This is a genomic window from Bacillus sp. CIS52 (genome assembly GCF_053545315.1).
Genome location: NZ_JBIUFR010000001.1, coordinates 1,352,097 through 1,363,431 on the forward strand (window position 1 = coordinate 1,352,097; position 11,335 = coordinate 1,363,431).

12 protein-coding genes and 1 pseudogene are annotated in these 11,335 nt (G+C 45.6%); 8 read left to right on the forward strand and 5 right to left on the reverse strand.

Annotated elements, in window-relative coordinates:
- Nucleotide 1: 1 nt before the first annotated feature.
- On the forward strand, nt 2–421 hold the full coding sequence (locus ACH32G_RS06460) for a MarR family winged helix-turn-helix transcriptional regulator (RefSeq protein ID WP_016937588.1): 420 nt from the start codon (nt 2–4) through the stop codon (nt 419–421).
- 38 nt (nt 422–459) lie between these two features.
- Here ACH32G_RS06460 and ACH32G_RS06465 read toward each other — a convergent pair whose 3' ends face one another.
- Nucleotides 460–648 (reverse strand): 2-hydroxymuconate tautomerase, encoded by a 189-nt coding sequence (locus ACH32G_RS06465; protein ID WP_003151042.1) that lies wholly within the window; start codon nt 646–648, stop codon nt 460–462.
- Nucleotides 649–753: 105 nt separating this feature from the next.
- Here ACH32G_RS06465 and ACH32G_RS06470 point away from each other — a divergent pair, with 105 nt between their 5' ends.
- From ACH32G_RS06470 to ACH32G_RS06480, 3 genes are all read left to right on the forward strand, one after another.
- Nucleotides 754–1,413: a site-2 protease family protein gene (locus tag ACH32G_RS06470; RefSeq protein WP_003151043.1), complete on the forward strand. Its 660-nt coding sequence runs from the start codon at nt 754–756 to the stop codon at nt 1,411–1,413.
- Nucleotides 1,414–1,425: 12 nt separating this feature from the next.
- A complete protein-coding gene (locus ACH32G_RS06475) occupies nt 1,426–1,944 on the forward strand; it encodes a YwhD family protein (RefSeq protein ID WP_016937589.1) in 519 nt (172 codons plus the stop codon).
- A gap of 142 nt (nt 1,945–2,086) precedes the next feature.
- The gene (locus ACH32G_RS06480; protein ID WP_188154327.1) at nt 2,087–2,518 is read left to right on the forward strand and encodes a hypothetical protein; all 432 of its coding nucleotides are present in this window, start codon (nt 2,087–2,089) and stop codon (nt 2,516–2,518) included.
- A gap of 24 nt (nt 2,519–2,542) precedes the next feature.
- Here ACH32G_RS06480 and ACH32G_RS06485 read toward each other — a convergent pair whose 3' ends face one another.
- The gene (locus ACH32G_RS06485) at nt 2,543–4,615 is read right to left on the reverse strand and encodes a transglycosylase domain-containing protein (RefSeq protein ID WP_188154328.1); all 2,073 of its coding nucleotides are present in this window, start codon (nt 4,613–4,615) and stop codon (nt 2,543–2,545) included.
- Between the two features lie 199 nt (nt 4,616–4,814).
- Between ACH32G_RS06485 and speE the strand changes: the two genes are divergently transcribed.
- On the forward strand, nt 4,815–5,645 hold the full coding sequence (gene speE, locus ACH32G_RS06490) for a spermidine synthase (protein WP_013353957.1): 831 nt from the start codon (nt 4,815–4,817) through the stop codon (nt 5,643–5,645).
- Nucleotides 5,646–5,703: 58 nt separating this feature from the next.
- Nucleotides 5,704–6,576 (forward strand): agmatinase, encoded by an 873-nt coding sequence (speB, locus tag ACH32G_RS06495; protein WP_016937592.1) that lies wholly within the window; start codon nt 5,704–5,706, stop codon nt 6,574–6,576.
- A gap of 133 nt (nt 6,577–6,709) precedes the next feature.
- Here speB and ACH32G_RS06500 read toward each other — a convergent pair whose 3' ends face one another.
- Both ACH32G_RS06500 and ACH32G_RS06505 read right to left on the reverse strand, forming a co-directional pair.
- The gene (locus ACH32G_RS06500; RefSeq protein WP_115996635.1) at nt 6,710–6,829 is read right to left on the reverse strand and encodes a PhrC/PhrF family phosphatase-inhibitory pheromone; all 120 of its coding nucleotides are present in this window, start codon (nt 6,827–6,829) and stop codon (nt 6,710–6,712) included.
- Nucleotides 6,813–7,958 (reverse strand): response regulator aspartate phosphatase, encoded by a 1,146-nt coding sequence (locus ACH32G_RS06505; RefSeq protein ID WP_095241183.1) that lies wholly within the window; start codon nt 7,956–7,958, stop codon nt 6,813–6,815. Before ACH32G_RS06505 ends, ACH32G_RS06500 begins: the two co-directional genes overlap by 17 nt.
- Before the next feature lie 231 nt (nt 7,959–8,189).
- Between ACH32G_RS06505 and ACH32G_RS06510 the strand changes: the two genes are divergently transcribed.
- Together ACH32G_RS06510 and ACH32G_RS06515 are read left to right on the forward strand one after the other, a co-directional pair.
- The gene (locus ACH32G_RS06510; RefSeq protein ID WP_448814130.1) at nt 8,190–9,545 is read left to right on the forward strand and encodes a YncE family protein; all 1,356 of its coding nucleotides are present in this window, start codon (nt 8,190–8,192) and stop codon (nt 9,543–9,545) included.
- A gap of 39 nt (nt 9,546–9,584) precedes the next feature.
- A complete protein-coding gene (locus ACH32G_RS06515; RefSeq protein WP_448814131.1) occupies nt 9,585–10,961 on the forward strand; it encodes a YncE family protein in 1,377 nt (458 codons plus the stop codon).
- A gap of 64 nt (nt 10,962–11,025) precedes the next feature.
- On the opposite strand, the pseudogene ACH32G_RS06520 reads toward ACH32G_RS06515, so the two are convergent.
- A pseudogene (locus tag ACH32G_RS06520) lies at nt 11,026–11,236 on the reverse strand (bacteriocin biosynthesis protein AlbG); the annotation flags it as partial.
- Nucleotides 11,237–11,335: the final 99 nt, after the last annotated feature.

An 11,335-nucleotide genomic window follows, 5' to 3' on the forward strand; every position in this document is an offset into this window, starting at 1 on the left:
CATGAAGCACGATAACTTACAAGCAAATGTACTGGATTACGCTCTTACAAAGTATTTAAAGAGCACGAAAAAGCTTGATGAGGCGACAATTCCGAAGAGTATCAATAATATCAGAGGATTTATTCTGAGGATTATTTACCGGCACGGCACGTGTACGATTAAAGATATATTGCAGGAGGTTACATTATCACCTTCCGCCACGACAACCGCTCTCAATCATTTAGAAAAAGAAGGGTTCGTAGAAAGGTCGAGAAACAACGAAGACCGCCGCACGGTATGGATGACGCTTTCCGAATCGGGAAAAATGGCGGCCATGCAAATGATTGAAAACCGGCAGCTGCTGATTGACGAACTGTTCGAAGCATTGACAGAGGAAGAAAAGAAAATCTTTTTCAGCCTGGTTGAAAAGATTGTGAAATAAGCCGGCCTGCGTACAGCATTGCCGGCCTTTATCAAGGATTACTCCGTATCGCTGATCCGTTTGCCGGCGACGGCGTAATGATCCTTTCTCATTTCTTCAATCATGACAATGATCTTTTCTTCGGCTGCGCCTGTCGTTTCTTTGACGGCTTCTGTTACTTTTTCAACCAGATTCCGTTTTTGTTCATCTGTGCGGCCTTCAAGCATTTTAACGGTTACGAGCGGCATGGTGCTGATCCTCCTTTATCGTTTCCTCTCTTTGGAAGAGAGATCACTTATAGTATACTGAATGAAGGACAATCTTGCATTTTTTAAAAAAGGGGATTTTTACATTTGGACAGATTTTTATATTATCCGTTGGAGCTTATGCCCTATGTCGTCATTACGCTGATCGTGGCATTTACGATGCATGAACTGGCGCACGCGTATGTCGCGTATCGGTTCGGTGATGATACAGCGGCGAGACAGGGAAGATTAACGCTCAATCCGATTAAACATCTTGATGTTTTCGGAACCATTCTTATTTTGGTCGCGGGTTTCGGCTGGGCCCGTCCGGTGCCGGTGAACCGCCGCGCCTTTAAAAGACCGCGGCTGGCCGGGGTGCTGGTTTCCGTCGCCGGGCCTGTAAGCAACCTGCTTCTTGCCTTTATCGGTTTCTTTTTGCTAGTGTTGATGCATGCTTACGGAATGGAGCTGCTTTCGGCATTCAGCATGGGGCTTGACCGCTTTTTCTCTATATGGATTCAGCTGAATCTCGCGCTTTGTTTATTCAACCTGCTGCCGCTTCCTCCGCTTGACGGCTACCGGATTATTGAGGATCTCGTGCCGCCGCGGGTGCGCGCGAAAATGACTCAATTTGAGAGCTACGGGATCATCGTGTTTCTCGTTTTGTTTGTGACACCGGTCGGCTCCTATGTCGTGTGGCCGCTGTTAAGCGAGGGTAGAGACTGGATTCTCAAGGTTTTTGCCATTATATTTCAACCGCTTTTGTAGGAGGGTATTTTCATGGAAGAAAAAAAGAAAAAAACAATCGGATTTAATATCATTAAAAGTGATCCGACCGACGGACATGGCGGTTTCGGCGCCGGATCGCTGAGCCTTGACAATATTTCTCCGGTATTTGTCGATGTGGAAGAGAAGGAAGCCTTCGTCGATATCGGCGCCATGCACGCCCGCAGTGTCGTAGAAAAAGGGATCAAATTCCTGCCGAACAAGGATGAAGTGCCGAACGGAAAACCGTACTGGCTCGTGTGGGTCACCATTGACAGAAAAGAAGAAGGCCCTTATTACGCGGGTGTGACGGCTTGTGAAATGACCGTGGACAGAAGTATCCGCAGAGGTTATAAGTCATTGCCGGAGCATGTGAATTTAATGGATAAATCAATGAAGCGCCGCATTATCGTGGATAAAATGGATGACAGCTCAAAGCAGGTGCTTGCTGAATTTCTTCAGAAGCATGACCAAGGGCTCTGGGACCGTTCATCTGATGAATTGAAGACGGGTCTGCTTCCGGAAGAAAAATAATTTGTGAACTTTTTGTGAACTTTATAAATATTTGCACTATTTTACATTTTTACTGAGTAAACTGTTGATACAGAATCAGGACATGGAAAGTCCCGAGCCGAACCAAGACTCGGGGTTTTTCATGTTTAGCGGAGGTTTCATCATGTTCACCGTATTTGAAATCGGGCCTTGGGTCATTGAAGCAGATGCGGCGGAAACGAGAAAACAATATGAAAAATCATGGGCTGAACCTTGCGATTGCGGGAGCTGCCGGAACTTTTCCGAGGCGATGAATCTCCTTCCCGCTGAGAAAACAAGGCTGTTTACACAGTTTGGGATTCGTCCGGCTGTCTGTCACGACTTGGGGGAGCATGGAAAGGAAAACGGCCTGCATCATTATGCGGGCAGTTATCCGATTGTCGGCAGGCTTAGGGAAGGCTGTCCGGAGTATCATATTGAGAGAGCGGGAGATATCCGCTTTTCATTTTCTTTGCCGAGTACAACATTTTTTATACCGAAGGATTTTCCCGATCCTATTATCCATCTCGACTTTTCACTCTTGCTCCCGTGGGTGCTTGAGGAAGAAGCGGAGTAAAGCCCGGCGCACGATGCACCGGGCTTAGTCTTTTTTGCCGAGCCACTTATCCCACCACTTTCTGCGCGGAGGTTCCTTGCGGGCGGGAGCGTGTTCCTTTTCTTTTTTAGACGGTTCCGGTCCATAGCACACATCCGCGGGCTCAGTGCCTGCGATGAAATACGTATAATGCTTTGCGGCGCATCCGGGTCCGGAAGTGTAGCCGGATGCGGGATCGATATAGACGCCCGTGACGCCCTTCGGCGGTTTAAGCGCTATTTCCGGTTCTCCTTCGAGCGCCTTCTCCATAAAGTCCGCCCAAATCGTCTTTGCATAGCTTTTTTCCTCTACGGAATCAATCGTGCTGCTTTTGTCATAGCCTGTCCAAACACCGGCGGCAAGAGCGGGATTAAAGCCGATCATCCAGCTGTCTGCGCTTGTGGTGCCTGATTTCCCGCCGTACGTCCGGGTCAGCCTGTCTGAAATGGTGCGCCCTGTGACGGAAGTATAGCCGTTTAAATCCTGATCAAACATGCCCGTCATCATGCTCGCCGTCACAAATGCGGCTTTTTTATCGAGCGCCTGCTGATGTCTGCGCGGCTGTTCATACAAGATATTGCCGGCAGTATCCGTTACTTTTGTGATAAAGGAAGGGGTGATTTGTTTCCCCCCGTTTGCGAGCATCGCGTAGGCATTGACCATTTCAATCGGGCGCACGGGTTCAGTTCCGAGCGCCAGAGACGGAAGGGGCTTTAAATGTTCGCTGATGCCGAATTCCTTTGCCGCCGACACGAGCTTATTCATGCCGAGAAAGAGGTGGGTCTTCACGGCATAGATGTTGTCTGATAACGCAAGCGCCTGAAGCAGCGTAATCGGTTTATTGGCGTAGTAGCCGTTGTAATTGCTTGGAGAATAAGTATCTCCATTATCGTCAATCTGAAACTCTGTTTCTTCGCTTTTCATCAGCGTGACCGGAGTAAAGCCGCTTTGAATCGCTTTGTAGTATAAAAGCGGCTTGATCGTGGAAGCCGGCTGGCGTTTCGCCTGTGTCGCCCGGTCAAACGGGCTTTTTTCGTAATCACGTCCGCCGATCAGCGCAAGTACGCGCCCTGTTGCCGGATCAATCGCGGAAAAGCCGACCTGAATGTCAGAGCCGGTACGGATCGTATGTGCCACAGTGTTTTCTGCGATCCGCTGCATGCGCTTATCAAGCGTTGTATAAACACGCAGCCCGCTCGTTGTCAGCTGTTCGCGCGTCATCCCGAGCTTTTTCTCGAGTTCTTTCATCGCATCATCGTAAAAATAAGGCGCTGTTTTTGCCGCGGTTCTGTTTTTCAGCGGCTGATAGGCAAGCGGTGTTTTCTTGAGTTTTTCCGCCTTTTCTTTTGAGATCATTTTCTGTTCGGTCATCAATCGGAGAATCGTTTCCTGGCGCTGTTTGGCCTTCTTTTCACTGACATAAGGCGAATAGCCGGACGGGCCTTTCGGTATGCCTGCCAAAAGCACGGCTTCCGCATCGTTCAGATCTTTGGCGTGTTTGCCGAAATACAGGCGGGAGGCGGCTTCAATTCCGTATGCGCCGTGGCCGTAATATATCGTATTTACATAACCTTCTAAAATCTCGTTTTTAGAATAGTTCTGTTCAAGGCGGATCGTATAAAATGCTTCATTCCATTTTCGTTTCCATGTCTTATCATGCTCAAGATAGAGGTTTCTTGCGTATTGCTGGGTGATGGTGCTGGCGCCCTGAACCTTGGCCATTGCTTTTATGTCAGCAAGCGCGGCAGCGGCCATCCGCCGGTAATCAAATCCGTGGTGGCTGTAAAAGTTTTGATCCTCTACCGCAATGGCGGCCTGCACCGCCACCGGATTAATATCTTTTAACCGGACCCAATAGCGTTTTTCACCGAAATCGGTCTCTCCCAGCTTTGAGCCGTCATTTGCATAAAGAATCGTAGACTGAGGGACCCGGACGGAGGGGGCGCCCTGCCATTTCGCTGCAAGAAGAACGGATGTGAAGCAGACACCGGCCAGCATTCCGCCGATCAGTGTCAGAAAGATGCAGGCGCGGATGATTTTGAGCGTGATTCTGAGCTGTTTTCCAGATACTTTATCCACTTTTGGGAACCCCCTTTTTCATGATTCTATTATTATGTGAAAAAAGGGGGTTTTTTAAACATATCAAACCGGACACTTCTTTACTTTTTCCCCTCCATCCTCTATACTTTTTCCTTAGGTGAAAATGAGATTTTAACCGGAATAAAAGCGAAACAGACGCTTACAATAAATGAAATAAGCCTTGAAAGGGAGATGACAATTGAGCGAGCTTTGGTATACGGAGAAGCAGACGAAGAATTTCGGCATTACATTAAAGGTGAAGCAAACATTACATACTGAACAGACTGAATTTCAGCATCTGGAAATGGTAGAGACAGAAGAATTCGGAAACATGCTGTTCTTAGACGGAATGGTCATGACTTCTGAAAAAGACGAATTCGTTTATCATGAAATGGTTGCGCACGTACCCTTATTTACGCACCCGAATCCGGAAAACGTCCTCGTTGTGGGCGGCGGAGACGGCGGTGTCATCAGAGAGATTTTGAAGCACCCGGGCGTAAAAAAAGCGACGCTTGTCGACATTGACGGCAAGGTCATTGAATACTCTAAAAAATTTCTTCCGTCCATTGCGGGCAAACTTGATGACCCGCGCGTCGACGTAAGAGTCGATGACGGCTTCATGCACATCGCAAAATCAGAAAATGAGTATGACGTCATCATGGTTGATTCAACAGAGCCGGTCGGACCGGCCGTCAATCTGTTCTCAAAAGGCTTCTATGCCGGAATTTCCAAGGCGTTAAAAGAAGACGGCATCTTCGTCGCGCAGACGGACAACCCGTGGTTTACGCCGGAACTGATTACAAACGTACAGCGTGACGTGAAAGAAATCTTCCCGATCACCCGCCTGTATACGGCAAATATCCCGACGTACCCAAGCGGTCTGTGGACATTTACAATCGGTTCTAAAAAGTACGATCCGCTTGAAGTGGAGGACAGCCGTTTCTTCGACATCGATACGAAGTATTACACGAAAGAGCTTCACAAAGCGGCATTTGTTCTTCCGAAATTTGTGAGCGACTTAATCAAATAAAAATGTATGGCGCAGGAGCGAATCTTGCGCTTTTTTACAGGAAAGCGAGGGTTTTATCATGAGATTTGATGAAGCTTATTCAGGAAAAGTATTTATCGCAAGCCGTCCCGACTGGAAAGAGGCGGACGCCATCCTTTACGGCATGCCGATGGATTGGACGGTCAGTTATCGCCCGGGCTCACGCTTTGGCCCAAACAGAATTCGCGAGGTGTCTATCGGACTTGAAGAATACAGTCCGTATCTCGACCGTGATCTCGCTGATTTGAATTTCTTTGACGCCGGCGACATTCCGCTTCCGTTCGGGAATCCGCAAAGAAGTCTTGATATGATTGAGGAATATGTGGACAGCATCTTAGAAAAAGGAAAGTTCCCGCTCGGCATGGGAGGGGAGCACCTTGTGTCATGGCCTGTCATAAAAGCTATGTATAAGAAGTTTCCGGACCTTGCCATCATTCATTTTGACGCGCACACCGACTTGCGCACGGATTATGAAGGCGAACCGCTTTCCCACTCTACTCCGATCCGCAAAGCGGCCGAGCTCATCGGGCCGCAGAACGTATTTTCATTCGGCATCCGTTCCGGAATGAAGGAAGAATTTGAATGGGCGAAGGAAAACGGCATGCACATTTCTAAGTTTGAAGTGCTTGAGCCGCTGAAAAAAGTGCTGCCGCAGCTCGCGGGCCGTCCTGTTTACGTCACCATTGATATTGACGTTCTTGACCCCGCTCATGCGCCGGGAACGGGCACGGTTGACGCAGGAGGCATCACGTCTAAGGAATTGCTCGCCTCCATTCATGAAATCGCGCGCTCAGAAGTCAACGTAAAAGGCGCTGACCTCGTAGAAGTCGCACCGGTCTATGACCACTCAGAACAAACCGCAAACACGGCAAGCAAGATGATTCGTGAAATGCTGCTTGGGTTTGTGAAATAGAAAGAAAAAAACCCGGAATAATAGGGCAGAAGAAGCCTTTGTTCCGGGTTTTTGTAATAGAATCTATCTCTTGAATAAAAAAACTCAAGGGAATTGTCACCGCAAACCTAAAGTGAAATCTTTCATTATAAATTCAGATCATTGCACGTTCAGATATATAATAATGAGGAGTTAAACTATTCGTTATTCCTGCTGATACTAATAGCGTACTCACAGCAAAACAGACTATAAGTAATTTATACTTCAATTTCATATAAATTCACTCCTCCTTCGATCTGCTGTCTGGCTTCTTCAACTTTTAAAAAGTATACAGAAGCTTTTTTATATTCTTCTTTTGTGTAATAATATTTAGCTACATCAAGGGCTAATTCCTCAATATCAGCATACATCAATTTACTTTCAAGAAAATGCAGACAATCGTTTATTAACGTATCTCTTGGATCCGGCATATACAAACATTCCAAAAATTTAAACTTTTCCTCGTAAATTATATCTTCTATTTCCTTACATATTGAGATACCTTTTTTATGATAATCGTACGCGTTATCTATATTTTCTAACTTAAAATAAATCTGTGTAAGTAAGAAGTAGGGCTGCGGAAGTGAATGACTCATTTGAGCTTTTTCAAAAACAGCTATGGCTTCTTTTAAATGAGGAATGGCTTCATCTTTATTGTTTTGATTATTGTAGCATAAAGCGATGTTAAAAAGTGTTCTCCCCATTAATTGAGGCTGCTGATCCAGTTCAGCCATCGTATATGCTTTTTGAAAGTGGGATATTGCATGATCATATTGCTTTACATCAAGATAATTAGCGCCAAACAAAGAATGGCACTGAGTCAACCTAATGCTATAATTATCCCCATTTTTATAAATTAAATAAGCTTGCCGCGCATAGTCCATTGAAACATAAGTTTGTTTCATATAGTAATAGACTTCTGACATCTTAAAGTAAAATTCCGCTTTTTCTATCTGATCTGTAACGTACGTCAATTTGCTTTCAGCTTTCTTAAAAAACTGAATGGCTGAAAGATACTCACGGCATTCCAGCTCATACATCCCCCGGAAAAAATTAAAATAATAATCAAGGCGTCCGGTCAGCCGGGCCTGCTTTTTATCAATATCCGCGAGCAGATCCGATAGTCTCGGCTGTTCTTCTATCCGCTGCGATTCCAGCGGTTCGAGGTATTCGAGCATCAGATTGTGGCGGAATTCCATGAGAGAATAGTACAGATGAAGATCCTGGTCATCTTCCAGGCTTGCAAGCTCTTCTTTGATTTCTCTCCGCAAGTACTCGGCGTCCGGGATGCTGAACCTTCGAATATACATATACCATTCGTTGATTTTTTCTCCAACCGCTGAAGACGATACAACACTCGCCACTATTCCGAATCCCTCCCTTCCACGTTATGTATATGACATATTTTATCATTTTCATTCGGAAGGATAGCGCAAAAAAACCGCAATATTTTCTTTCGTTAAAACCGCATGTCTGCGGATATCATTTCAAAAATCCGCTATGATCCCCGACAATTTGTACAAGCAAACAAATACACCTTCCCATATTCTGTTGTATCTGCGCGAGCAGTGTATGTCTGAAAAGGAAGTGAAGATATGAGAAATAACAAGCTTTCCTTTAAAGAAAAAGCAGGAGCCGCACAGGAAGAATGTTTATGTTTTTGCGAGGAAGAAGCAAGCCGTGAAGCGATGTTTCAAGCGCCGATTGAATTGCCTGAGGGGTTTGTCGTTGATCCGGCTGAAGCTGTTGCAAACGTGACGTGGAATGCAGACAGCCTTTCTTGTGTCATTGAACGCTGTTTCATTGAGACGGGGCCTGAGCCTGATGAAATCGGTGTTCAATTCGCAGTGCGCCTGCAGGGAACTGTTACGCTTCTCGTCAGTGTCTCACCAGTGCGAAATCAATATGGACAAGGGAACGGGTCTGTTTCTGTCATCCGCAATGCAGAGATTGACCAAGTCGTCTATTATTCTGATGAACCCGATGATTGCCCGGATGTCAGTGACATTACGATCGAGAACCTTGTTGTCGTTCCGCCATTCTATGGCAGTCCTTTATCGGTGACGGGCACGATTGTGCTTGTTCCTGAGCCGGAACCCGTTTATGCGTTTACAGCGAATCCAAATGATCAATCAGTTTCTGTGATTGATACAAACACTCATACTGTTGTGACAACGATTGCTCTTCCGTACCGGCCGACAGGTATTGAAATAACTCCGGATAAAAGCGCTGTGTTTGTTTTGCACTTCGACAATAATGTGATTTCTGTCATCGATTATGACACTTTAACAGTGACAGCATCCATACTGCTGGATCAGCCGCCTAGATCGATAAAATGTATCCCAAATCATGAGTTTGCTTATGTTCTCGGCGATACTGCGATTTATGTGATTGGAATTGATACGTTAACTGTGGATAGGTCGATTCCTGTGGAAGGGTTTGATTTTGCAATTGATCCCAATGGGTTATTCGCCTATGTTCTTGATTTTGGTTCAGTGCAAAAAGTGGACCTATTCACCGGTGAAGTCACAGGAACGATTGAACGAGAGCTTATCGTATCATCCATAGAAACAAATTGGCCGGAGCGGTATGCGTATGTCTTAGAACAAGAATTCTTATTCAATTATTTGACGGTTATTGACTTAAATACGTTTACGGTAAGCATTACCCAAGAGCTGGAGCCTGATGGCCAATATGTAATGTTTACGAGTGGATCAGGGGTGTATTTACATGACAGCTTCACTGGCAATTTATATGCTGTCAGTCCGAATGGTGCAGGCGTTATAGGAAATGTTCCGCAATCGGCAAGAAACTTTGCGTTTACTCCGAATGGCGAATTTCTGTATGCTGCTCATTTTTTAGAGCAGAACATCACTGTTTACAACACGGATGATTATTCTGTGGAAACTGTGATATCTCTTGGGGTTTCACCGGGAGATATTGTGATTTAACCAACTGCATGCTGTACATTTCTAAAAGGACGTGAATTCATGAAAAAGAATGATCTTTCTGCTTTACAGGAAAATTGTTTCTGTTTTTGTGATGAGGAAATTAGCAGAGAAGCGCCGTTTCAAGTGCCGATTGACATTCCCGAGGGGTTCACTATTGATTCTGCCGAAGCAGCTGCGGCGGTTACATGGAGTACTGCTCATTTATTATGTATCAGTGAGCCTTGCTTAATCCAGACTGGGCCGGAACCAGAAGATATCGGTGTTCGATATGCCGTGAGAGTAAAAGGTACCGTTACGCTTCTTGTCAGTGTGTCGCCTGTACGAAATCAATATGGACAAGGGGACGGGTCTGTTTCTGTGATTCATACTGAAGAGATTGATCAAGTCGTTTATTATGCAGCGCAGTCTGGCCGCTGTCCTGATTTCAGTCAAATAACAGTGGAAGATCTTTTCATTGTACCGCCTTTCTACGGCAGTCCGCTTACGGTGACCGGGACACTTGTTTTACCGCCATCGCCAGACCCTCAATCGTATGTGTTTACAGCCAATTCAGGAGACAGCACGGTTTCGGTTATTGATGCAGATTTAAACACTGTTGTAAAAACAATCCCTTTTTCTGACGTGCCAACTCATCTAGGCGTTACTTTTGATAAAGCTTTCACTTATGTCCTCCATGGGAATACCAACCTTGTCTCAGTGCTAGATAATAAAACATTAACCATCATAAATACCATTACTGTTGGAGAAGGGCCGAGAAAGGTTGAATTTGATTCAACAGATGAGTTCGCGTACGTGATGGCCGCCGGATCTATATATATGATCAACATGGCCTCTCAATCGGTCATTGATGTCATTCCGATACCCGGCGCTTTAGACTTTGCTCTTGATCCGAATGGACAGTATGTCTATACCGCTAATGGAAGCAGTTGGTCGGTTGATAAATATGATGTAAATACTGGGCAGTTGGTAGAAAGTATCATAGATACATTTGAATTTCCCAGTTTAATTGCCACTCCTTACGCTGGAAATTTTGCGTATGTGTTGAATGGTGAGCTGCTGCCGAAAGGTGTAACGGAGATCAGTTTGTCACCATTAAGCAGGGGAGGCGACTTCAACCGTTTATTTGAAACTCTGAGGACGATTGTATTTTCTCGCGATAGCACTAGGGCTTATTTTTTAGAGCCATATAGTGAACCGTTCCTCATTAATAACTTATACGTAGTTAATACGGCTAGACAGAGGATCATTGCAAACGTGTCTCTCCCCGGCGCTTCTGATCTCGCCGTAACACCTGATAATCAGTACATTTATGCAGCGCAGCCCGACGACAATACCGTGACCGTGTACCGCACGAGCGATTATACAGCTGTGACGGTGATCCCGGTTGGCGCGGGTCCATCTGCGATTGCAATGTAGCTTATTTCATAGGTTGAGAGAAGCAGAGCTGCGATAAGACAATCGTTTATAAATAAATGAGCCGAATCAGTAACACCGCGAGTCCCATTAATACGGCAAGGGGCGTGTGAAAGCGGAAAGGGACGGCTTTGACGATTTCGAACACGCAGCGCTTTGACATCGTTGGCATAGCTGCTGCACAATCTATGTTGCCGGAAGTCGCAGCAGCTTCGATGAGACTGTGTGAGTTTCTGAAAAGCTGCTGTCATGTTTTTCACGGATTGGGTGACATAGTGATATGATTTTCTCTTCTTATAAGGAACTGCTTTTTATGAGGTTTATCTTCAAATCTAATGAGCAATGATGGTAAGATAGAAGCAGTTGAAGTTTACAAG